A 22115-nucleotide genomic window follows, 5' to 3' on the forward strand; every position below is an offset into this window, starting at 1 on the left:
CTCCAATACGCTTCAGATAGCCCAATACAACAAAAGGCTACCTGAAAACCTATAAATATTTACAAATTACACCAAACTGTTAGAATCTATAATTTTTCAACGATGCCATTAACCTGCAGGGCAGGAGCAAAGGTTTGCGGCTGCCTGAGGGAGATACACTTATGCAAGATTTCCGTGAAAACCCAAACGAGGATTTCCGCCAAGCCTATGCTTCCACCGCATTGGAAAATGATTTATTCGATAACGGTAAAATGGAAGTGGATCTGGCCAGCCCTTGGCAGCGGATAGGTGCACGATTGCTAGATATAGTGATTTTTGCCGCTATTTTTATGGTCTTCTTTTTTGTTATCGCAATTTTTATCAAAGATTCGATGATGGTTATCGGACTTAGTTTGCTCTTCGTTTTCGCCTTTGGTATTTACCAAATGGTCATCATGTCCCGCGATGGGCAAACGATAGGTAAAAAAGCCTTGAATATCCGCGTGATCACTGAAAATGGCAACAACCCCGGTTTCGTTAAATATTGCTTGGTGCGCGAATTTGGCTACAACTTCATTTTTACCCTTATCGGAATTGTTAGCAAATCATTGGCCAATTCGCTGGCACTTATCGCCACCATCGCCTGTATCGTGCTGCTGTTTATGGAAAGCCGCAACCGCCAAACCTTACAGGATTTGCTGGCAAAGACATTGGTCATCAAAAACTAAGCCATTTTTTATTCATACACAAGGCTACCTGAAATCATTTTCCCGCTTTCAGGTAGCCTTATTTATCTGCCCTAATTTGAGGACAAACCATGCAAAACTTCCGCCAAGCCTATCGGCCTCCTCAATCAGAAGCCGCACCGCAGGCAGCGGATCGGATGAAGGAAGTAGAGTTGGCCGAGCCGTGGCAACGCTTGCTGGCCGGGGCAATCGACCGCATCCTGCCTATTATATTTTTCATTCTTACCATAACGGTTGGTGCGAACCCACGATATGCACGTGCCAAATTGCTGTGGTTGTATGATTCTATACTAATCATTGGTTGTCTAACTGTGCTGTCATTTCTCTGGCAGGCTGTTATCATGAGTCGAAGCGGTCAGAGTATCGGCCAGAAAATCCTGCGTATCCGTGTGATTACGGATACCGGCGAGAACCCGGGCTTTGCTAAATATGTGCTGGCGCGCGAAGTGTTTTTCTTTGCCGTTTTGCTTTCGCTATGCGGGCTGCTCAGCGGCCTGGGTTTGGGCCACATTATCTATTGTGCTGTGCAATTGCTGTACCTGATTATGCTATGCCGCAAGCGCGGCAATTATCAAACGCCGCAGGATTTGATGTTGCAGACTTTGGTGGTGAAGGTGTGAGTGCCGGCATAACGAAAGGCTGACTGAATCATTCAGGTAGCCTTTCGTATTATGGTGGGCGGATATGAAACTTGTTGTGGCGAGGTTTCAGCTAGCCTCTACTACTTCCTCCTTGCCAAACGCCTGCCGCAGTTTGCTCCAGATGAGGGCGAGCAGAAATAGGATAGCCTGCAAAATCACGATACTGGGGCCGGTGGCGGAGTTAATGTGGTAGCTGAGCAGGGTGCCGGCGAGGCAGGTGAGAACGGAGGCGGCCATGACGATGATCATCATGTGCTCAAAGCGTTTGGTAAGCAGGAAGGCGGTGATGCCGGGGGAAATGAGCATGGCCACCACCAGCACTACACCGGCCACCTGCATGGCGGTGATGATGGTAAGGGCAAGCAAGGCAAGTAGGCCGTAATGCAGAAGCTGCGGGGATAGGCCGGCGATGCGCGCTTGGGCAGGGTCGAAACAGTAGAGCATGAAGTCGCGCCGTTTGAGCAGCATGACCAAGGCCACGGCGGTGCAGATGGCGAAGGTTTGCAGCAGCTCTTCGCGGCTCACGCCCAGCACGTTGCCGAACAGGATGTGGGTGAGGTGTTGGTCGGTTTCTACTTTAGTAAACAATACGAGACCGAGCGCAAACATACCGGAGAAGACGATGCCCATCACGGTATCTTCTTTGAGGCGGCTGTTGTTTTTCAGGTAGCCTACACCCACGGAACAGAGCAGGCCGGAGACAAATGCGCCGATTTGCAGCGGGATACCGAACACGAAGGCAAGCACAATGCCGGGCAGCACGGCGTGCGACACCGCGTCGCCCATCAGCGACCAGCCTTTGAGCACCAGATAGCAGGACAACAGCCCGCATGTGATGGATACAATCAGCGCGGTGAGCAGGGCGTTCTGCATGAAGGGGAAGGCGAGCGGCGTGGCAAACCAGTTGATCAGCTCAGACATAGCCGGCCTCCGTTTCTTCGGCTGCCTGTGGCGCAGCGCCGAATTTTTGCCGCAACAGGCCGTACTTGGGCGCAAACACGAAGGAGAACAGGAACAGCAGGCTTTGCAGGGACACAATCACGCCGCCGGTGGCACCATCGAGGAAAAAGCTGATGTAGGCGCCCAGGGCACAGGTAAGTATGCCGAGCGATACGGCAATCAGCACTAGTTTGCCGAAGCGGTCGGTAAGCAAGTAGGCGGTGGCGCCAGGAGTAACCACCATGGCAATCACCAAAATCGCACCCACAGTTTGCAGCGCAGCCACCACGCAGGCGCTGAGCAGACAGAAAAACAAAATTTTATAGCGCAGTGGCGAGAGGCCGACAGCCACGGCTTGAGTTTCGTCAAAAAACACCAAGAGCAAGTTTTTCCAAGTGGGCAGCAGAAACAGCAGGCATACGCCAATGATGATGGCTACCTGAAAAATATCTTCGTCGGCAATGCCCAAAATATTGCCCAACACAATTTCCTGCACGTTTACCGCAGTCGGGTTCACCGACACGATAAACAGGCCGATGGCGAAAAAAGTGGTGAAGATAAAGCCGATCACCGCGTCTTCCTTCAGCTGCGTGATGGCACGTATCCACAAAATCGACAGTGCTGCCAAAATGCCGGATACAAACGCGCCGGCAGAATAGGGCAAGCCGAGCGCATAGGTAACCGCCACGCCAGGCACCACCGAGTGCGATAGTGCGTCGCCAATCAGCGACCAGCCTTTGAGCATTAAATAAGACGACAAAAACGCGCACATACCACCCACCGCCGCGCTCAGCACGATGGCCTTCACCATGTATTCATAGGCAAACGGCTCCAGCAGCATCTCTAGCATGAACTTTCCCCTTCACTGCCGTTTTCCTGCTCCGCGCCGCTGCCTTGGGCATCGCTGCAGCAAGGTACGGCTGGTGGATCATTTTTGGCTTGGCCGTAGAACACGGCGGGGCGTTCGTCGTCGGTAAGTACAGTGAGTACACGGCTATCTTCGTCATCGTGCAAATCGCTGCCGGAGAGGCGGAAGTGGCGCAACACGCCGCCGAAGGCCAGCTCGAGGTTGTGTTGGTTGAAAGTGTGCTCAGTGCAGCCGGCAGCCAGCACGGTGCGGTTGATCATCACCACTTGGTCGCAGAAGTCCGGCACCATGCCGAGGTTGTGGGTAGACACCAAAATCAGATGCCCCTGCTCGCGCAGCTGGCCGAGCAAATCCACAATCGCGTCTTCGGTTTTCACGTCCACGCCAGTAAACGGCTCGTCCAGCAAGATAATCTTGCCCTGTTGCGCCAGCGCGCGCGCCAGAAAGACGCGTTTTTTCTGCCCGCCGGAGAGTTCGCCGATCTGCCGCTGTGCCAAATGGGCAATGCCTACCCGCTCCATAGCTTCCTGCACCTTACGTTTGTCTTCCGCCTTAGGCAGACGCAAGAAATTCAGGTAGCCATAGCGCCCCTGCATCACCACGTCGTACACCGACACGGGAAATTGCCAATCCACTTCCTCGCTCTGCGGCACATAGGCCACTAGGTTGCGCTTGAGCGCCTGTGGTACGGGCAGGCCGCACAGGTGGATGTTGCCCGACTTCAGCTTAATTTGCCCCATCAGACTTTTAAACAGGGTGGATTTGCCGCTGCCGTTTACGCCCACCAGCGCGCAGGTAGTGCCGCCTTGCAGCGTGAAACTCACGTCACGGATGGCCGTGTGGCCGTTGCTGTAGCGAACCGTTACCGATTCAACGCTGATGGAGGCGGCTTGTTCAGACATTATTTTCCAAATCCTCTAACAATGGTGGAAACCGTGGTGTTGAGCAGGTCGAGGTAGGTCGGCACCGGGCCGTTTTTGGCGGAAAGCGAATCCACATACAACACACCGCCGTATTTGGCACCGGTTTCGCGCGATACCTGCTGCATCGGGCGCGGCGATACGGTGCTCTCGCTAAACACTACCGGAATATGATTTTGCCGCACAGTGTTGATCACGCGGCGCACCTGCTGCGGCGTACCTTGCTGCTCGGCGTTAATCGGCCACAGATACACTTCTTTGAAACCATAATCACGTGCCAGATAGCTGAACGCGCCTTCGCTGGTTACCAAGAAACGCTGATTTTGCGGCACGCGTGCCAGTTTTTCGCGCAAAGGGCGGTCTAGGTTGCGGATACGCTGGGCATAAGCGGCGGCATTGCGGGTGTACGCTGCTGCATTTTGCGGGTCGTACTTAATTAGTGCGTTTTTAATGTTTTCCACATAGATTAAGGCGTTGCGGGTAGACATCCAAGCGTGCGGGTTGGGCGTGCCACGATAAGGACCTTCGTGAATTGACATCGGCACAATACCCTGCGTTACCACCACTGCCGGCTTGTTGCGCACGTTTTGGAAGAAACGCTCAAACCAGCGTTCCAGGTTCAGTCCGTTCCACAACACCAAATCGGCAGATTGGGCTTTAGCAATGTCTTGCGGTGTGGGCTGGTAATCGTGGATTTCTGCGCCCGGCTTAGTAATCGATTCCACCACGGCCGCATCGCCCGCCACGTTTTGGGCAATATCCTGAATTACGGTGAAGGTGGTAACCACTTTGAATTTAGCATAGGCCGGTGCAGCAAAGCCCAAGGCGGCCAACAGACAGAATGCAGATAATAATCGGCGCATTGTTTTCTCCTAAATTAAGTTGAGCTAATTAAATGGACAACTAAAGCAAAGATTTTGCCTGCTATAGTAAAATTCCTGAAACAGATACTTCATTTGGCTCGCTTTAACTGTACTCCTGTACTGCCTGCAACTCGCCGCCTTGTATCAGGTTCAGGAATTTTACTATATTAGCGCAAATAACAACTATTATCAATTATTTTATTATGGATTTTATATAACAACAGGAAAAACCAACAGAAACAAAACAGGTCTATACTGTATACGGGATTATTTTATTCGCATTTTACCGTGCCGTGCTAACAATCATTGCCATATGCAATAGCCTCTTTGCCAATTTAAATGAAGCAACCCAACCAGACTAGCAAACAGTTTTTACTGTTTTTACCGTCTGCTTTGTTATCTTGTGTTAATTTTGTCCGGACAGGCTACCTGAAAATTGAAAATCAGGTTTTTTTAGCTAAAACTTTTATTTCTTCCTACTGCATTTGCATTGGTTTGCCGTACTACTGCGTTGTTTGCAGCTTGCCGCCTTGCATGAAAAATATGCTTCAATTATAACTTCATTGAAGCTAACGCTTTAGTTTCGCAGAACCCAGCCTTAGCTGTATCAAAAAGTTGTTTCAAGTAGTCCTTCTATTCAACTGGACGATCTACCTTACTAGTGCGCTTGTGGCGGCGGAAGCGCCACAATTGGCGCACAGCGTGGACGGTGGTGGAAAGCCCACCGGCCAGCAGCAGGAATATCAGAGGCACCACCAACAGATAAGGCGCAAACCACAGCAGCAGCACCAGTGCCAGCATACCAATGCCCAGGCTCAGGTAGGATTTGGCTTCGTTTTCATCCACCGTGCGCGTGCCGTAGAAGTTGCCGCGAAACATGCTGGAAAGCTGCAGCAGCTGGCGTGCTGCTGCTTGGGCACTCTGGCGACTGTGCCGCTTCTTGGAGAGCACTTGGTGGCGCCGGCGTAGGGCGGCACGGCGTTCACTGCTGTTGAGCACAATTTCGGTGGCGTTAGTAAGGTCTTGCAGAAACATCTGCTCCAACTGGTACACCACCACTGCGTCTTCGATTACCACGTCTAATTCACGATTGAGATACCAGCTGGCAAAGTTGAGATTGGTCGAGCCCACGCGCGCCCATTGGCCGTCGGCAATGGCACTTTTGGCATGAATCATCGGGCCGTCCCATTCAAACACGCGCACACCGGCCTCCAAGAGGCTGCGGTAGCGGATGCGCGACACGCGGCCTATCCAGCGTATATCGGAAGTGCGCGGCACCAGGATGCGCACGTCCACACCGTCGTTGGCGGCGTTGATAAGGGCTTGAGTGTAGAGGCGGGTGGGCATGAAATAGGCATCGGTAAGCCACAGGTTGCGCCGCGCTAGTGCCAGCGCGTTCAAATCCAGCCGCATCATATTGTTGTTGCTGGGCGTGGTGGCCACCACGCCGGCGCGCACCGTACCAGCGGCGGTGCCGTCATAAGGGGTGATGTTTTCAGGTAGCCTTTCGCCTTGCGAGCGCAGCGTGTCGGACAAAGCCTGCGCTACTTCGGCCACCACCGGCCCCTGCAGTTTCAGCCCGGTATCGCGCCACGGCGCCACGCCTGTGGCCGGATTGCCTTCCCAGGCGGAAGACACACACAATCCGCTCACGAAGGCGGTGTGGCCGTCTATCACGAAGGATTTGCGGTGGTTGCGCGAGAGCAGGCCGATGCCGCTGGCAAAACCAGGCGGGTTGTAGGCCACCACTTGCGCGCCGGCCTGCTTGAGCGGTTCAAAAAAGCGGCACACAGCCGGCCACAGGCTGCCGATCCAATCGTACACCAGCACCACGTTCACGCCCTGGCGGCATTTTTCCACCAGCAAATCGCGCAGCCGCACGCCGAAATCGTTGGCGGCGAAAATATACATTTCAATCAGCACATAATGCTCGGCAGCAGCCACCGCCTCCAGCCAGGCGGGAAAGTTCTCGCGGCTGTCTTGCAAGAGTTGCACGCTGTTGCCGCCATGCATTTCGCTGCTGCTGGAGCGCGCATGCAGCTGGTCAAGCAACGGCTGCGGGTGGTCGAGGAGGAGGGTGCGGTTGGGCATGGTGTATTTCGTGTGGGTTTGGTTTGTTTGAAGTTTCAGGTAGCCTTTTAACCAGATTGGTTTGCTATCTAGTAATCCAATTTTTGAGCCAGCACGGCGGCAAGGCTGCTGCCAACAGGAACGTCTAGGTAATCTGAGCCTGAGTCTTTCATCACAATTAAAGGGTTGAGCTGCCCGAAATCGTAACAATAGAACACGCCTCCACCATTGAATGCAATCGGCAGCAAATTAGGCGCGTAATACCAGAACTGGTAGCTAAAATAATAAGATACAATTTCTGCTGGTGAGAGTAGCCAAAATCCTGCCCATTGCCCGTGATACCGCCGCGCACGGAATATTGCCAAAGCTGCATTAGCTCATTGGGGATATATAAAGTGGGGCGGCAGGCAATATCCGGTGGCGCTAAGTTGTGCTGCGTAAGATTCAAGATAGTTTAATGCATTGGCGTGTTCGGCTTCGGGCAAAGGGGCACGGAATGCGGCAATGTCGTTTGGCGTGGCAGGAGGGTGTCGGTCGTGAAATTCAAATGATTGATACCACATTGCTTTATTCCTTCAATAGTTCTTCAATGAAATATGCTTGCAAAAGGATTTGCAGGCATTCCAGCTGGCCATATGGGGCAAATCAAGCCAGTAGCGCAACGAAAGACTATTCTGCTGCTATTACATTTTCAGGTAGCCTGCAGCCTTTAAGTTTGCCGATGGATAATGCGGCGGATTAACAAGCGGTTGGGGGCGAGGGCGGCGGCCACTTCGGGTTCGGCGGGCAGCGGCTGCCCCAATATCTGAGCGGCTACCAGTTCGCCGCACAGCGGGGCGGTGGCCAGACCTCGGCTGCCGTGCCCGCTGTTCACAAACAGACCGGGCAGGTGGGGGCAGGGCAGGTCGGGCAGACGGTAGTTTTTATCGTGGGCGAGTTTGGCGTATTGCACACGCATCGCCGCCCAGTCGCCCAGTGCGCCCACGGCGGGCAGATGGTCGTAGCAGTCGGCGCGCACGGCGGCATGGCCGGATTGGTAGGCGGGCAGGGCGGCGGCGAGTGCGGGCGAGAGTTGCGCCAGTTTGGCGTGGTTGCCGTCGTCTTCTGCGGCACGCAACTCGCTGCTTTGCTCGTTGGGCACGAAGCTGGCGCCGAAACAGTGCTGATGGCGATATTCCGGCGAAATATAGGCGTCGGCACTCAGGGCGCAGCGCAGCCGGCAGCTGAGGGGCGAGGCATCGGCCAGGCTGGTTTGGCCGCGGATGAATTGCAGCGGCAGGGCTTCGGGTAGGATATCGGCCAATTGCTCGGCGCCGCAGCAGAACACGATGTGGCTACCTGAAAAAGTCTGCATGCCTTGCGGCGTATTCACGGTAAGCTGCCATTCGCTGCCGTGGCGTTGCAGATTGGTGAGTCGATGCTGCGTGAGCACGCGGATGCGGGGGGATACGAGCAGGGCGGCGGCGAAGGATGGTGGGTTGAGCCAAGCGCCCTGCGGCCAAAACAGGCCGCTCTGCCCGCCCAGCGGGATGCCGGAGTGTGCTTCGGCTTCGGCGGGGAGGACGGCGTAATAAAGATGGCGGTTGGCGCGTTGCTCGGCCAGTTCGCGGTTGCGGCGGGTTTCGCTCTGATTGTGGTTGAGGTGTAGCACGCCACAGGCCTGCCAATCCTGGCTGTTGGGCAGAAGGTGTTCGAGCAGGCGGCGGCTGTAGCCGTAACTGCCGAGCAGGAGGCGGGTTTGTAGGGTGGGGTGAGCGGAGATTTTGGCGTAGAGCAGGCCTTGCCGGTTGCCGGAGGCGGCGCGGGCGGGCTGATTGTTTTGCTCGAGGATTAGGCTGCTGATGCCACGTCGGGCGAGGGCGTGGGCGGTGGCCGCGCCGGCAATGCCGCCGCCGATAATCAGTACACGTTCCACAGGGATGGGCGGCGGGGCAATTTGCCAGGGCTTGCTTGGGCTAGCCTGTTGCGGTACAGGCGAACTGTTTTGCCAAACCAGTTCGCCGAAGCCGTATTGCGCCAACCCGGCGGCCGCGGCGGCGGGCAGCAGATAAATATCGCGTTGCAGCGGGTTGGCATCGGCGGGGATAAAGTTGGCGGCGAAGGCGGCGCAACTTTTCAGGTAGCTTTTATCGGGCTCATGGAGGCTACCTGAAAAATCGTCGCTGAGAAAAATGCAGGCAGCACGGGGATGCTGGGAGATGGCGGCGGCAAGCTCTTGTTCGGCGGGGATGCCTTGCCAGATGAGGGCGGGGGTGGTCATGGCGTTTGCCGGCTGGTGCGGGCGGGAATGGGAGACGGGAGGCAGTATAGACAGAAGCAGCTGGTGGCGGCAACTTTGGCTTGGCGCGTTTCGGCGGCATCAGGCAAAAGGCTACCTGAAAGCCTAGTGTCAACAAAATTCAAACCGCTGCCAGTTTTCAGGTAGCCTTTTACAAACTAAACTTCTCCGAATGCTTGAAATGCGCTTGGCTGCCCCCAATTTGCCGGGCAATGAAGCTTTAGCCATCCTATTCAACTGAAAACAATAACCGAGAAGATAATGACCCAATCCCAGCATAACCCCGCTGAAATCCGCACCTTGCCGATGTTGCCGCTGCGCGACGTGGTGGTGTATCCGCATATGGTGCTGCCGCTGTTTGTCGGCCGCCCCAAATCCATTGCCGCGCTGGATGCCTCCATCGAGCAAGACGGGCCGGTATTCCTTTTGGCGCAGAAAAATCCGGCCAACGAAGACCCCGGCACAGACGATTTACACACCATCGGTACGCTGGCCAATATCCTGCAAGTGCTGAAATTGCCCGATGGCACGGTAAAAGTGCTGGTGGAAGGCATGCAGCGCGCCCGCGCATTGGCCGTGAACGACAGCGGCGATTATTTCCAAGCCGAAATTGAAGTGCTGGCTGCCGAAGAAAATACTGATAGCCACGACTACGAAGCCCTGCGCCGTACGCTTTTGGCGCAGTTCGACCAGTTCATCAAGCTCAACAAGAAAATCCCCGGCGAAGTGGCCGGCACCATTCACGGCATCACCGACCACAGCCGCCTGGTGGACACCATTGCCGCCCATTTGCAGCTCAAGTTGGAGCAGCGGCAGGAGATTTTGGAAATCACCGATGTGGCCGAGCGCATGGAACACCTGCTTGGCCAGCTGGAAGCCGAGTTGGACATTTTGCAGGTGGAAAAACGCATCCGCGGCCGGGTGAAGCGGCAGATGGAAAAATCCCAGCGCGACTATTATCTGAACGAGCAGGTAAAAGCGATTCAGAAAGAGTTAGGCGAGGGCGATGAACGCGAAGAGCTCGACCAACTTGAACAGCAGGTGCGTGAAGCCGGCATGAGCAAGGAAGCGGAAGAAAAAGCGCTGGGCGAAATGAAAAAGCTGCGCATGATGCCGCCGATGTCGGCTGAGTCTTCCGTGGTGCGCAACTATATCGAAACGCTGGTAGACATTCCGTGGAAGAAGAAAAGCAAGGTTAGCAAAGATATTGTGCAGGCCGATTTGGTGCTCAATGCCGACCACTATGGCTTGGAAAAGGTAAAAGAGCGTATTTTGGAATACTTGGCGGTGCAAAAACGCATGAACAAGCTCAAAGGTCCGATTCTGTGCCTGGTGGGCCCGCCCGGCGTGGGCAAAACCTCGCTTGGTCAATCTATTGCCAAGGCCACCGGCCGTAAATATGTGCGCATGGCTTTGGGTGGCATCCATGACGAGAGCGAAATCCGCGGCCACCGCCGTACCTACATCGGCTCGATGCCAGGCAAAATCATGCAGAATATGATTAAAGCTGGCGTGAACAATCCCTTGTTCCTGCTGGACGAAATCGACAAACTCGGCCGCGATTTCCGCGGCGATCCGGCCAGTGCGCTGTTGGAAGTGCTCGATCCGGAGCAAAACCACTCCTTTGCCGACCACTATGTGGAAGTGGATTTCGACCTGAGCAACGTAATGTTCCTCGCCACTTCCAACAGCATGGACATCCCGTCCGCGCTGCTCGATCGCATGGAAATTATTCGACTCTCCGGCTACACCGAAGACGAAAAAGTAAATATTGCCATGCAATATCTCGTGCCCAAGCAGATTGAACGGAACGGAGTGAAGAAAGGCGAAATCGATATTCAAGAAAGCGCAGTACGAGACATCATCCGCTACTACACCCGCGAAGCCGGCGTACGCTCGCTTGACCGCGAAATCGCCAAAATTTGCCGTAAGGTGGTGATGAAGCAGGTATTGGAGCAAGACAAAAAAGCCAACACCAAACGCGCTGCTGCGCCGCAAATCGTGGTGGTGGATGCCGCCAACCTGCACGAATACCTCGGTGTGCGCCGCTTCGATTACGGCGTGGCCGAAAACGAAAACCGTGTCGGCCAGGTTACCGGCCTGGCGTGGACAGAAGTCGGCGGCGAGCTGCTTACCATCGAAGCTGTTGCGCTCAAAGGCAAAGGTAATATTTTGCGCACCGGTAAGCTGGGTGATGTGATGCAGGAATCTATTTCTGCCGCTTGGAGCGTGGTGCGCTCGCGTGCCGAAGTATTGGGCATTGCACCGGATTTCTACGAAAAAACCGATATTCATGTGCACGTTCCGGAAGGTGCTACGCCCAAAGACGGCCCCAGCGCCGGTATCGGTATGACGCTGGCCATCGTGTCCTCGCTCACCGGTATTCCCGTGCGTGCCGACGTGGCCATGACCGGTGAGATCACTCTGCGTGGCGAAGTATTGCCCATCGGCGGTTTGAAGGAAAAACTACTAGCTGCTCTGCGCGGCGGCATCAAGCATGTGCTGATTCCGCAGGAAAATGTGAAAGATTTGGAAGAAATTCCGCAAAACGTGAAAGAAGGGCTGGAAATCCATCCGGTGCGCTGGATTGACGAAGTGCTCTCCTTCGGCCTGGAATACCAGCCGCAACCTTGGCAGGACATGCTTGCGGCCAAACCGAAAACCCCGGCGAAATCCGGCGGCCACGCCACCAAGCATTAGGGAGAAAGTGGCAGGCTTTGTTGTGTGAAAGGCGCAAACCTGCCACTTTAGCTGAAAATAGCCGCCTGCCAGCCGTTTATTTGCTTGACCGATGATTTTGAACTTGCTATAAAGCAGCCTGTTGCAGACAAACGCATTGGTGCCGACCACAATCGGCCGATTCTTCATTACTCCTCAACTAGAAAGGGACTTAACGTGAACAAGTCTGAATTGATTGAAGCGATTGCCAAGGAAGCTGACATTTCCAAGGCTGCTGCCGGCAAGGCACTGGATGGTTTTACCAAGGCTGTTACCACCGCTCTGAAAAAAGGCGACACCGTAACTCTGGTGGGCTTCGGTACTTTCTATGTGGGCGAGCGCGCCGAACGTAAAGGCCGCAACCCGCAAACTGGTAAAGAACTGATTATTCCAGCCGCCAAATCTCCGAAATTCCGTGCAGGTAAAGCGTTGAAAGACGCGCTGTAAACCGCACCTTCTTGCATAAATGAAAAAAGACAGGGCTTTCTGCCTGTCTTTTTTCTTGCCTATGTTTTCAGGTAGCCTCTTATGCTTGGCAGTGCAGCGGAGGATTCTGGCATTAAATAAACTGTTTGGAGTTATATCGCGGATTAAATTTGCTTTCGATACAAGGCAGCGAACCGCAGATGATATTCACAGTGCAGTAAAGTCAGCCAAGGCCATCGAGAAAGTTAAGTTAATTCGCTATAGCCCGCCACCCGCAGAACCGTTACAATACTGCATTTAATTTTCACCACGTTTCCTTTTTATTTTTATGTTTGCCATCGTCGAAAAACACCGCCGCCTGTCTCAAGTGCTCCTGGGGCTGATTACTGTTACCTTTGTGGGATTCGGTGCTCAAACCCTCACTTCTGGTATGCACAGCAGCTATATCAGCAAAATCGGCAACACCCACATCACTGCCGATCAAGTGCAGGAACTGTTAAGGGAAGCGCCGCGCCATAGCGACCAACCCATCAGCAAAGACGATGTTTACCAATCGCTGGTGCAGCAGGCCTATTTCGATCAGGGTGCGGCAGAACTGGGCGTTGGAGAACTTTCTATTGAGCAAATCAAGGGCGTGATTACGCGCGATCCTTCATTCCAAGTCAACGGCCAATTCAGCTCCGAGCAATTTCAAGCTTACCTGCGCCAAAGAGGTATTACTGAAGACCGGCTGATTGACGAAATGCGCAGCCAATACCGCCGCCAAACCCTTATCAGCCTGCTGAGCAACGGCAATATCGTTAGCGACAGCCAGGCAAACCAAATCCTTGCTCTTACCGGCAGCGAGCGCGAGCTGCGTACTGCGCCCTTCAATGCGACCGATTTTGCCAGCAAAGTACAGCCTACTGATGCCGCCTTGCACAGCTATTTTGAAGCCAACAAAGCCAAATATGCCTTGCCTTTGGCAGTGAAACTTGAGTTTGTTGATTTGAACGTGGAAGAGCTGGCCAAACAGCAAACTGTGAGCGCGCAGGAATTGCAAGAAGCCTACCGCAATCTGCCCACCGTCGCCAGCGAAGCCAAACCGCCGTTTGAGAGCGTGAAAGCTCTGTTAGAAGAGAGCGTGCGTCAACGCAAAGCCGCACAAGCCTTGGGCAATGCACGCGAGCAGTTGGCACAATTGGCTTTCGACAATCCGGACAGCCTGCAAAAAGTAGCGCAGGAAATGAAGCTGCCGCTGCAAAAACATGAAGAATGGCTCAGCCAGCCCGAAGCTGCCGCCGCCAAGCTGCCGCAAGCCGTGCAGGAAGCCATGTTCAGCGCCGAGGTGATCGAGCGCCGTCACAATTCTGAAGTATTGGATATGGGCAACGGCGTATTGCGCGTGTTGCGTGCTACCGATGTGAGCAAGGCCCGCAATCAAAGCTTTGAAGAAGCCAAGGAAGCGGTGCGTAAGGATTATGTGGCCGTGGAGAGTGCCAAGCTGGCACAAGCTGCCGCTGCTCAAGCCTTGAGCAATCTGCAAGCCGGTAAGGCAGTGGATAACCTGCAATGGAGCAATCCGGAAAAAGCCAGTGCCACCCAGCTGCAACAAGCCGTTGGCCTGCAAAACTTTGCCGCCATCGTGAAAGCCCATCCGCAAAACGGCAAACCCAGCTACGCAGTGATTACCCTGCCCAACGGTAATGCCGCCTTGGTGGAGGTACGCGCCATTAGCCTGCCGGAAAACAGCAAACAGCAGTTGCCGGAGCTGCGCCAACAAGTTGCTGGGCGCAATACTGAAGCATTCTACCGTCAATATCTGCAAGTGCTGCAACGCAAATACCCGATACAGCATGGCTCGCAGAAATTGGATCGGGATGAAAACTGATTGATTTTGCCGCTTGAAAAGGCTACCTGAAAGTTTCAGGTAGCCTTTCTATTGCTGCAATTATACTTGGAGCAAGCCGACGATTCAGCTTAACCCGCTGCCAGATTGTGCAGCTCACGCACCGCATCGGCAATCTCGCCCGCCGTCAGGCCGATGGGGCCGATGCCTCGGGCAGCCAGCAGCTCTGCCGCCGTGCCGTGCATCCATACTGCCGCGCAGGCTGCATCTTGCATGGGCAGATGTTGCGCCAGCAGGGCAGCCATCAGGCCGCTCAATACGTCGCCGCTGCCAGCGGTTGCCAAGCCGGGGTTGCCGCTGTCGTTTTCATACACAATCCGCCCATCTGGCGTGCACACCAAGGTTTTCGCACCTTTGAGCACCACATAGCTGCCGTAGCGCTCGGCAATATTGGAGGCCGCTAAATAGCGGTTACCCTGCACCTCTTCCACTGTAATACCCAGCAGGCGTGCCGCTTCCAGCGGATGAGGCGTGAGCACCACATTATTGGGCAAGAACATAGTCTCTACCGCCAGCAGGTTCAGCGCATCGGCATCCAGCAGCAGCGGTGCATCAGTATGGATGGCCGCTGCCGTGGTCTGCTCCAACAGCTGACGCGAGGCATCGCTCATGCCCAAGCCGCAGCCAATAGCGTAAACGCTGATGTCGCGCCGCTGCACCAGCTGCTCGGCGGTGGTGATCATGATTTCCGGATAATTAGGCAGATACGGTATCGGCAGGCTGTTTTGCGCAAACCCGAGCCACACTTTGCCCGCCCCGCCTTTCAAGGCCGCGCTGGCCGCCAGCACGCCGGCGCCGGACATGCCGGCCGCGCTGCCCACCACAGCCACCGTGCCGAAAGTGCCTTTATGGCTGTCTTCCGCGCGTGGTTTGATTAAAAGGGGGAAACGGAAACGGGCAGTATGCTGCCACTGCGCCAACTGCTGGGATAAATCTGCCATATCAAACCTCATGTTATTCAATTAGACAAATGCCAAGCAAACGGCATACCGAGAGTGCGGCCATTACGCCGAATATTGAGCTAGGGCAAACACGGTGCAGGCCGCCATTGACCTGGTGCCAGATCCAGCTGCCACAAATCCAACCGACCGATGCCCACGCGCACCAGCCGCAGGCAGGGGTAGCCCGCCTTGGCCGTCATACGGCGCACTTGGCGGTTTTTGCCTTCGCTGATGCGGATTTCCAACCAAAAATCCGGCACACTCTTGCGCACCCGAATCGGCGGCACGCGCGGCCACAGGCGGTCGGTTTCCGATTTTTCAGGTAGCCTGATCTGCGCCGGGCGGGTAACGAAATCGCCCAAATCCACACCGTGCCGCAATAAATCCAGTTTTACTTCGTCCGGGCTGCCTTCGAGCTGCGCCCAATAGGTTTTCACCGTTTTGTGGCGTGGGTCGGCAATTTTGGCTTGCAGGCGGCCGTCGGCCGTGAGCAGCAGCAGGCCTTCGCTGTCGGTATCCAACCGACCGGCGGGATAAACATCAGGCAGGTTGATAAACTCTTTCAGCGAGCGGTGTTTCTCGTGCGGGCTGAATTGGCAGATAACCCCATAGGGCTTGTTGAAAACGATTAAATCAGACATGGTGTGCAGGCCGGTTGGGGTTTCAGGTAGCCTTTTGGGCTGGGATAGCTAGATTATATAGCTGAAATCAAAGCTATTCCAGCCACCCGCGCCCGTATTCCCAAGCAATGCCAGCCATCCGGCGGTATAATCGCCTTCGACTGAACTGAGGCTACCTGAAAACGCAAGCTGCAACAAAATTGGAGCGTAGCGAAGTTTCTGCCAAGCCAAAGCCTAATCCCCATCTACATAGCGAGAATACCATGTCCCCAGCCCCCATCCGCACCGGCCGTGCCACCGACCAACTGCGCCCCATCAGCATCACCCCCCACTTCCTGCCCCATGCCGACGGCTCTGTCCTGATTGCCTGCGGCAACACCAAAGTGATTTGCACTGCCAGCATCGACGAATCCGTTCCGCCCTTTCTGCGCGGCAAAAACCAAGGCTGGGTAACCGCCGAATACGGCATGCTCCCCGCCTCCACCGCCAGCCGTATGCGCCGCGAAGCCGCCCAAGGCAAGCAGTCCGGCCGCACCCAGGAAATCCAACGCCTGATCGGCCGCTCCCTGCGTGCCGCTGTGGATTTAAGCCAGCTGGGCGAACGCCAAATCCTGATCGACTGCGACGTGATCCAAGCCGACGGCGGCACCCGCACCGCCAGCATCACCGGCGCATACGTCGCCCTGCATCTGGCTGTGGGCAAGCTCTTGGCCGCAGGCAAACTCGCGCACAACCCAATCCGCGAAGCCGTGGCCGCCGTATCGCTCGGCATCGTCGGCGGCGTGCCCCTGCTTGATTTGGACTACCCCGAAGACTCCGGCTGCGACAGCGACATCAACCTCGTGATGACCGCCTCCGGCAACATCATCGAAATCCAAGGCACCGCCGAAGGCGCCGCCTTCAGCCCCGCCGCGCTCACCCAACTGCTCGCGCTCGGCCAAAAAGGCATCGCCGAGATGCTGCAACACCAGCAAACCGCCATTGCTGCTGCCGGATAATGCTACCTGAAAGCCGGTTTAACGCCGCAATCTATTTCAATTTCGTTGTAGCAGTATTTCAGGTAGCCTCAAAGCGCACAACGGGCTACCTGAAAATGAAGTTTCCGAAGGAAGCCGAGTTTCTGCGAGGCTAAAACCTGGCCGCACCGAAGTTCAAAACAAACCGCAATCAAAACGAAGGAAACCCATGAAGTTCTACACCAGCCACACTTCCCCCTATGGCCGCCTTGTCCTGCTCGCCACCCTTCCGCGGCATGAGCTCGATTTCACCATTGCCTACACCAATCCGTGGGAAAACCCCGCCGGGCTACAAGCCCTCAACCCCTTCTCCCAAGTGCCCGTGCTGCAAACCGATAGCGGCACCGTCATCGGCAACAGCCCGTTTATTTTGGACTTCCTGCTCGGCCACCCCCTGCACACCGCCGAGCAAACCGCCACCGCCGCCTTTGCCTTCTCCCTGCTCGACCAGCTGGTGAAACTCTTCGGCCTGCAAAAATTCAAAGCCGAAAACACCCCCGACCACCCGCTCACCGAACGCGCCCGCGCCGCCTGCATCCGAGGCCTGGCCGCTGCCCCGCAGCTGGATGCCGCCAGCGGCGATGTCGCCCACTTAGCGCTGGGCATGGCCTGGGTGTTCATGCAATACCGCCTGCCCGATTTGCAGCCCCACCTCAGCCCCGCCAACCAAAACGCATTGGCACAATTCACCGCCCGCGCCGACGTGCGCGCCGTGTCGCCGGAAAACTTGGAAACCCGCCCCGCCACCTTGGCGCAACTGCGGCAGGGTTTGGTTTAGCCCTATCCGTATTCCCGCCGATACGGCAAAGGCTACCTGAAAAACAGCGCCGCCGAATTTTCAGGTAGCCTGCCGTTATAATGCGTACATCGTCCAAACAATACCAAGACAAGAAAGGATCACCAGCATGAGTACCCCGCAAACCGCCATCATCCCGGAAACCATCACCGCCGCCATTTATATCGAGGCCGACGTGCGCGACGACGCCAAAGTGAAAACCGCCTGCCGCGAAGCCCTCGCTGCGCTGGCCGACTGCCAAACCCGTTTCCCCGGCCACGATTTGGGCATGACCATCGCCTTCGGTGCAGACTTCTGGCACGGCCTGAACCACAGCGGCGAAGGCGAAGAAATCCGCCCCTTCGTGCCGCTGGGCAACGGCCTGTGCCCGGCCACCCAGTGCGATTTGATGATCCATATCCAATCCACCCACACCGGCCTGAACTACCTGCTGGCGGAAAAAGTGCTGGCCGCTTTCGGCGAATCGCTTGAACTGAAAAACGAAACCCACGGCTTCCGCATGCCGGAAGAGCGCGGGTTGGATGGCTTTGTGGACGGTACGGAAAACCCGCACGGCGATGAAGAAATCGCTTCCGTCGGCATCATTGCCGAAGGGAAAAGCGCGGGCGGCAGCTATGTGGTGCTGCAACAATACCTGCACGACCTGAAAAGATGGGACGGCATCAGCGTGAAAGAGCAGGAGCAGGCCGTTGGGCGCAGCAAAGCCGACAACATCGAATTTGCCCGTGAAGACCGTTTGCCCGATTCGCACCTGGGCCGCACCAACATCAAAGAAAACGGCGTTGGCCTGAAAATTGTGCGCCGCAGTCTGCCTTTCGGCCAAGTGAGTGGCGAGCACGGCCTGCAATTCATCGCCTACAGCGCCAGCCTGCACAATATCGACGAGCAGCTGAAATTCATGTTCGGCGAAAAAGACGGCAAAATCGACCTGCTGCTGAAATATATGTCCACCGCCAAACGCAGCGCCTACTACTACGCACCGAGCGTGGAGCGCCTGGCTGATCTGTGATGCTGCGGATTGGTTTGGTTGGCCGACAATACAAAGGCTACCTGAATTTCAGGTAGCCTTTAATCTAATTGAGAACATGGGTTGGCTTGCTACAAAAGGCTACCTGAAAACATTGCGGAACAGCGCCGCGTTTGTTTCAGATAGCCTTACTTATCTCGCTATCAAGCAATCTAATTAATCAAACTGTTTTCTGATCAGCCGGTTTACCGCCGGCCATTTTGCCGATGATGCCGCCGAGCACAATCCCGGCCAGGGCGAAGGGCAGCCACTCCAGCGAATAGGCTTTCAGCGGCAGTTGTTCGGTAAAGCCCGCACCGGCCACGGAGAGGATGGAAACCGCGGTAGCCAGGCCGGTGGCGAGGCGGTGGGCAAGCAGTGGCATCGGGCGGATGAAGTTGTCGATAATCAGCAGCAGCAGGATGGTCATAGCAATCGGGTAGAGCACCATCAATACGGGCACGGATTTGCCGATAACAGCGCTTAGGCCTTGGTTAGCCAGGATGAAGCTCACGAGGGTTACAGCGATGACGTAGCTGCTGTAGCGGATGCGCGGGAACAGGCCGTAGAAGAATTCGCCCACGGCAGTAACCAGGCCGACCGAGGTGGTAAGGCAGGCGAGGGTAACGATGATGCCGAACAGAATACGGCCGAAGCTGCCGAAGGTTTGGTAGGCGGCGGTATTGAGCAGGAAGGAGCCGATATCTTGCTGTTTGGCAGCTAAGTCTGCCAGGGTGTCGGGCGACACGGGCAGCCGGTTGCTCACCCAAGCCAGGCCGACATAAATAATAGCCAGCGATATTGCGGCGATGATGCCGGCCACAAAAGTTTGCTTCATCACCACTTGGTTATCGCGCTGATCCGCTGGCATTTTGGCCTTAATGGCGTTGATCACAATCACGGAAAAGGCTACGGAGGCAAGCACGTCCATGGTTTGGTAGCCACCGATAAAACCGGCCAAGAAGGCGGATTGGTCGCCAAAATTGGCAGCCGGCATGGTGGGCGGGTTGCCGTAGAGCCACCACACGGATTTGCCGATCAGGGCAAGGATGGCGACGAGCAAAGCGGGAGTGAGGATGGCACCGATGCGTTCGACCATTTTGGAAGGGTTCAGGCTCAGCCACAGGGTAATGGCATAGTAAACCACGGTAAAGGCAAGGAGCGAGCCGCTGCCGGCTTCGCCGATAAAGGGCAGCACGGCCATTTCATAGGAAGTGGCGCCGGTGCGAGGGATGGCGAAGAAGGGGCCGATGGTGAGATAAATCGCCATCAGGAAAATAACGGCAAACCAAGGGTGGATGCGGGTGAGGGCGGTTTTGTAGCCGTTATGGTAGAAAGCGCTTACCACGATGCCTAACAGCGGCAGGCCGACGCCGGTGATCACGAAGCCGAGGAGGGTGCTCCAGAATTCGGAGCCGCTATTGAGGCCGAGGGTGGGCGGGAAAATCAGGTTGCCGGCGCCAAAAAAGATGGCGAACAGCATAAAGCCGATAATAAAGGTGTTTTTATTCATGATGTTCTCTGGTAGGCTACTATTGCTTGGATATGGCCGATAGCTGCGGTAAAAAGGTATTATGATACCGAATCGGCTGTTAAAGGGATAGGGCGGCTGGCTAAACGGATTTTGGCTTCGTTGAGGCTTATGCTTTCAGGTAGCCCTTTTGAAGCTACCTGGGAAAAGCGATCTGCCTGAAACCAAATCTACACGGCACAGAAGATGTAAAAGGCTTTATCCCGGCAGAAGGACACAGTATAATTCAATGATTTCGCCAACGAATTACCCCTTTCTTTCTTTGCGCTGATTTTATGCCGCTGCTGTCAATAGAATTTGCTGCCTTTTTCCTGTGCTTCTTCCCTGTTTACTGGCTGTTGGCCAAGCGGCCGCGCTGGCAGAATTGGCTATTGCTATTTGCTGGGTTGGGTTGGTTGTGGCATTTGCATTGGGGGTTTGCCGTGGCCGTGCTAGCGTTTTCACTGGGTACTACGTTGATTGCTGCCGGTCTGTCGCAGGGAAGGGGACAGACGGCGCGTCGCAGATGGTTCACGGTTGGCGTGCTGCTGGCGATGTTGAATTTGTCGTTTTTCAAATATGTGGATTTCTTCCTGCCGCTGTTGCAGCGAAGCGGGCACGATGCGGCACTGGGTATTCTGATGCCGCTGGGTATTTCCTACTATACTTTCCAGGGCGTGGCTTATCTGGTGTCGCTTTACCGCAATGAAGACGTACGGCTCAAATGGCGCGAGCTTTTGCTGTATTTCAGCTTTTTCCCCACCATCACTTCCGGCCCGATTGCCCGTACCGGCCAATTAAAAAGCATCTATGGCACAGACGGCGGCATGGCGGCGCAAATCCGCAGCGAACAGCCGCGCACCATGATCCGCCCGGCGTTGGCTATTGGCCTGATTGTGCTGGGTATCTGCAAAAAATGGTGGCTGGCCGGGGCGCTAGGCGGCAACTGGGTGGATCCAGTGTTTGAAAACCCGCTGCAATACGACTCCATCACAGTGCTCACTGCGATGTATGGCTACACCGTTCAACTATTTATGGATTTTTCCGGCTACACCGATTTGGTGGTAGGCATGGCTATGTTGCTCGGCTTTCAGCTGCCGCAAAACTTCGCCATGCCACTGCGCGCGTTTAATCTGCGCGATTTTTGGAACCGCTGGCACATCACGCTCTCCACCTGGATTCGCGACTACATCTATATCCCGCTGGGCGGCAGCCGCAAAGGCTGGCGGCGCACACAAATCAATTTGATGATTGCCATGCTGCTCTCCGGCATCTGGCACGGCCATGGTTGGAATTTCCTGCTGTGGGGCGCGTTGCACGGCGTTGGGCTGGTGGGGCTGAATATCGGTGATAAAATGCTAGGCGGGCGCGAGAAACTGTCCGGCTTGTCCCGTTTTGGTAAACTAGTAGCGGTACTGTTTACCGTAAACTTTGTCTGTCTCACCTTTGTAGTATTCCGCACTGAAAGTCTGGCCGATACCGGGCTGATGTTCCGATCGTTGTTGGGTGGAGGCGGCAGTGGCGTACCGGAATTGGAAACCTTATTAGTGCTGGGTGCGATGGTGTTCGCACTGGCCGCCTACGGCCTCTTATCCAAGCTGTTTGACAGCGCAATAGTGCTCTTGGAACGCCTGCCGATGTGGATATGGCCGCTACCGATGGGTGCCGCCATGTGGCTATTGATGGTGTTTGCCCCTTCCGGCATTCCGGGCTTTATGTATGCCAACTTTTAATAACCATAATAATAAGAAAGGATTGGGCAGTTATGAATCCCAGCAAAGCCAAACGCAGAGCCAATAAGAACAAACACCGCAACAAAGCCGCACGCCGCAAATCTAGTACAAAAAAACGCCCTGAGCAGCTGGAATTACCGGTATCTGTATCGGAGCA

General features: G+C 55.3%; 19 protein-coding genes. 9 read left to right on the forward strand and 10 right to left on the reverse strand.

Annotation, left to right across the window (positions count from 1 at the left end; all coding sequences use genetic code 11):
• Positions 1 to 161 precede the first annotated feature (161 nt).
• Both A7Q03_RS02210 and A7Q03_RS02215 read left to right on the forward strand, forming a co-directional pair.
• Positions 162 to 707, forward strand: a complete 546-nt coding sequence (locus A7Q03_RS02210; RefSeq protein WP_067446934.1) for an RDD family protein — start codon at positions 162 to 164, stop codon at positions 705 to 707.
• A gap of 170 nt (positions 708 to 877) precedes the next feature.
• A complete protein-coding gene (locus tag A7Q03_RS02215) occupies positions 878 to 1345 on the forward strand; it encodes an RDD family protein (RefSeq protein ID WP_167508171.1) in 468 nt (155 codons plus the stop codon).
• A gap of 87 nt (positions 1346 to 1432) precedes the next feature.
• On the opposite strand, the gene A7Q03_RS02220 is transcribed toward A7Q03_RS02215, so the two are convergent.
• The 7 genes from A7Q03_RS02220 to mnmC all read right to left on the reverse strand — a co-directional run bounded on the left by A7Q03_RS02220 (position 1433) and on the right by mnmC (position 9286).
• A complete protein-coding gene (locus tag A7Q03_RS02220; RefSeq protein ID WP_067438959.1) occupies positions 1433 to 2287 on the reverse strand; it encodes a metal ABC transporter permease in 855 nt (284 codons plus the stop codon).
• The gene (locus A7Q03_RS02225; protein WP_067438956.1) at positions 2280 to 3155 is read right to left on the reverse strand and encodes a metal ABC transporter permease; all 876 of its coding nucleotides are present in this window, start codon (positions 3153 to 3155) and stop codon (positions 2280 to 2282) included. Before A7Q03_RS02225 ends, A7Q03_RS02220 begins: the two co-directional genes overlap by 8 nt.
• Positions 3149 to 4075, reverse strand: a complete 927-nt coding sequence (locus tag A7Q03_RS02230; RefSeq protein WP_067446936.1) for an ATP-binding cassette domain-containing protein — start codon at positions 4073 to 4075, stop codon at positions 3149 to 3151. The genes A7Q03_RS02225 and A7Q03_RS02230 overlap by 7 nt, the downstream gene beginning before the upstream one ends.
• Complete coding sequence (locus A7Q03_RS02235; RefSeq protein WP_067446938.1) at positions 4075 to 4956, reverse strand: metal ABC transporter substrate-binding protein; 882 nt, start codon at positions 4954 to 4956, stop codon at positions 4075 to 4077. The genes A7Q03_RS02230 and A7Q03_RS02235 overlap by 1 nt, the downstream gene beginning before the upstream one ends.
• A 633-nt stretch (positions 4957 to 5589) precedes the next feature.
• Positions 5590 to 7047 (reverse strand): phosphatidylserine/phosphatidylglycerophosphate/cardiolipin synthase family protein, encoded by a 1458-nt coding sequence (locus A7Q03_RS02240; protein ID WP_067446940.1) that lies wholly within the window; start codon positions 7045 to 7047, stop codon positions 5590 to 5592.
• 68 nt (positions 7048 to 7115) lie between these two features.
• A complete protein-coding gene (locus A7Q03_RS10545; protein WP_231863701.1) occupies positions 7116 to 7391 on the reverse strand; it encodes an SMI1/KNR4 family protein in 276 nt (91 codons plus the stop codon).
• Between the two features lie 344 nt (positions 7392 to 7735).
• Positions 7736 to 9286 carry an FAD-dependent 5-carboxymethylaminomethyl-2-thiouridine(34) oxidoreductase MnmC gene (gene mnmC, locus A7Q03_RS02245; protein WP_067446942.1) on the reverse strand — a complete coding sequence of 517 codons (1551 nt, stop codon included), beginning with the start codon at positions 9284 to 9286 and terminating at the stop codon, positions 7736 to 7738.
• 279 nt (positions 9287 to 9565) lie between these two features.
• Between mnmC and lon the strand changes: the two genes are divergently transcribed.
• The 3 genes from lon to A7Q03_RS02260 all read left to right on the forward strand — a co-directional run bounded on the left by lon (position 9566) and on the right by A7Q03_RS02260 (position 14318).
• A complete protein-coding gene (lon, locus tag A7Q03_RS02250; RefSeq protein WP_067446944.1) occupies positions 9566 to 12004 on the forward strand; it encodes an endopeptidase La in 2439 nt (812 codons plus the stop codon).
• A gap of 159 nt (positions 12005 to 12163) precedes the next feature.
• Positions 12164 to 12469, forward strand: coding sequence for an HU family DNA-binding protein (locus tag A7Q03_RS02255; protein ID WP_161802039.1), 306 nt, complete (start codon positions 12164 to 12166; stop codon positions 12467 to 12469).
• Between the two features lie 307 nt (positions 12470 to 12776).
• Positions 12777 to 14318 carry a peptidylprolyl isomerase gene (locus A7Q03_RS02260; RefSeq protein WP_067446946.1) on the forward strand — a complete coding sequence of 514 codons (1542 nt, stop codon included), beginning with the start codon at positions 12777 to 12779 and terminating at the stop codon, positions 14316 to 14318.
• An 89-nt stretch (positions 14319 to 14407) separates the two neighbouring features.
• Here A7Q03_RS02260 and A7Q03_RS02265 read toward each other — a convergent pair whose 3' ends face one another.
• Both A7Q03_RS02265 and A7Q03_RS02270 read right to left on the reverse strand, forming a co-directional pair.
• Entirely contained in the window at positions 14408 to 15277 is an 870-nt protein-coding gene (locus tag A7Q03_RS02265; protein WP_067446948.1) for an NAD(P)H-hydrate dehydratase, read from the reverse strand.
• A gap of 80 nt (positions 15278 to 15357) precedes the next feature.
• Positions 15358 to 15918, reverse strand: coding sequence for a pseudouridine synthase (locus A7Q03_RS02270; RefSeq protein WP_067446950.1), 561 nt, complete (start codon positions 15916 to 15918; stop codon positions 15358 to 15360).
• 242 nt (positions 15919 to 16160) lie between these two features.
• Between A7Q03_RS02270 and rph the strand changes: the two genes are divergently transcribed.
• The 3 genes from rph to A7Q03_RS02285 all read left to right on the forward strand — a co-directional run bounded on the left by rph (position 16161) and on the right by A7Q03_RS02285 (position 18718).
• The gene (gene rph / locus A7Q03_RS02275) at positions 16161 to 16895 is read left to right on the forward strand and encodes a ribonuclease PH (RefSeq protein ID WP_067446952.1); all 735 of its coding nucleotides are present in this window, start codon (positions 16161 to 16163) and stop codon (positions 16893 to 16895) included.
• A 187-nt stretch (positions 16896 to 17082) separates the two neighbouring features.
• Positions 17083 to 17691, forward strand: a complete 609-nt coding sequence (locus tag A7Q03_RS02280) for a glutathione S-transferase N-terminal domain-containing protein (RefSeq protein ID WP_067446954.1) — start codon at positions 17083 to 17085, stop codon at positions 17689 to 17691.
• Between the two features lie 127 nt (positions 17692 to 17818).
• Entirely contained in the window at positions 17819 to 18718 is a 900-nt protein-coding gene (locus tag A7Q03_RS02285) for a Dyp-type peroxidase (RefSeq protein WP_067446956.1), read from the forward strand.
• Between the two features lie 178 nt (positions 18719 to 18896).
• On the opposite strand, the gene brnQ is transcribed toward A7Q03_RS02285, so the two are convergent.
• Positions 18897 to 20228 carry a branched-chain amino acid transport system II carrier protein gene (gene brnQ, locus A7Q03_RS02290; RefSeq protein WP_067446958.1) on the reverse strand — a complete coding sequence of 444 codons (1332 nt, stop codon included), beginning with the start codon at positions 20226 to 20228 and terminating at the stop codon, positions 18897 to 18899.
• A 293-nt stretch (positions 20229 to 20521) separates the two neighbouring features.
• Between brnQ and A7Q03_RS02295 the strand changes: the two genes are divergently transcribed.
• Positions 20522 to 21958, forward strand: coding sequence for an MBOAT family protein (locus A7Q03_RS02295; protein WP_067446960.1), 1437 nt, complete (start codon positions 20522 to 20524; stop codon positions 21956 to 21958).
• Positions 21959 to 22115: the final 157 nt, after the last annotated feature.

The organism is Eikenella sp. NML99-0057 (assembly GCF_001648535.1).
Taxonomy (GTDB): Bacteria; Pseudomonadota; Gammaproteobacteria; order Burkholderiales; family Neisseriaceae; genus Eikenella; species Eikenella exigua.

Excerpts from the sequence above, each read along its gene's own strand:
- A7Q03_RS02235 (WP_067446938.1), bottom strand. The coding sequence starts at position 4,956 with ATGCGCCGATTATTATCTGCATTCTGTCTGTTGGCCGCCTTGGGCTTT.
- rph (WP_067446952.1), top strand. The coding sequence starts at position 16,161 with ATGTCCCCAGCCCCCATCCGCACCGGCCGTGCCACCGACCAACTGCGC.
- A7Q03_RS02285 (WP_067446956.1), top strand. The coding sequence starts at position 17,819 with ATGAGTACCCCGCAAACCGCCATCATCCCGGAAACCATCACCGCCGCC.
- A7Q03_RS02220 (WP_067438959.1), bottom strand. The coding sequence starts at position 2,287 with ATGTCTGAGCTGATCAACTGGTTTGCCACGCCGCTCGCCTTCCCCTTC.
- lon (WP_067446944.1), top strand. The coding sequence starts at position 9,566 with ATGACCCAATCCCAGCATAACCCCGCTGAAATCCGCACCTTGCCGATG.
- A7Q03_RS02225 (WP_067438956.1), bottom strand. The coding sequence starts at position 3,155 with ATGCTAGAGATGCTGCTGGAGCCGTTTGCCTATGAATACATGGTGAAG.
- A7Q03_RS02240 (WP_067446940.1), bottom strand. The coding sequence starts at position 7,047 with ATGCCCAACCGCACCCTCCTCCTCGACCACCCGCAGCCGTTGCTTGAC.
- brnQ (WP_067446958.1), bottom strand. The coding sequence starts at position 20,228 with ATGAATAAAAACACCTTTATTATCGGCTTTATGCTGTTCGCCATCTTT.
- A7Q03_RS02280 (WP_067446954.1), top strand. The coding sequence starts at position 17,083 with ATGAAGTTCTACACCAGCCACACTTCCCCCTATGGCCGCCTTGTCCTG.
- A7Q03_RS02230 (WP_067446936.1), bottom strand. The coding sequence starts at position 4,075 with ATGTCTGAACAAGCCGCCTCCATCAGCGTTGAATCGGTAACGGTTCGC.
- mnmC (WP_067446942.1), bottom strand. The coding sequence starts at position 9,286 with ATGACCACCCCCGCCCTCATCTGGCAAGGCATCCCCGCCGAACAAGAG.
- A7Q03_RS02260 (WP_067446946.1), top strand. The coding sequence starts at position 12,777 with ATGTTTGCCATCGTCGAAAAACACCGCCGCCTGTCTCAAGTGCTCCTG.
- A7Q03_RS02295 (WP_067446960.1), top strand. The coding sequence starts at position 20,522 with ATGCCGCTGCTGTCAATAGAATTTGCTGCCTTTTTCCTGTGCTTCTTC.
- A7Q03_RS02270 (WP_067446950.1), bottom strand. The coding sequence starts at position 15,918 with ATGTCTGATTTAATCGTTTTCAACAAGCCCTATGGGGTTATCTGCCAA.
- A7Q03_RS02210 (WP_067446934.1), top strand. The coding sequence starts at position 162 with ATGCAAGATTTCCGTGAAAACCCAAACGAGGATTTCCGCCAAGCCTAT.
- A7Q03_RS02265 (WP_067446948.1), bottom strand. The coding sequence starts at position 15,277 with ATGGCAGATTTATCCCAGCAGTTGGCGCAGTGGCAGCATACTGCCCGT.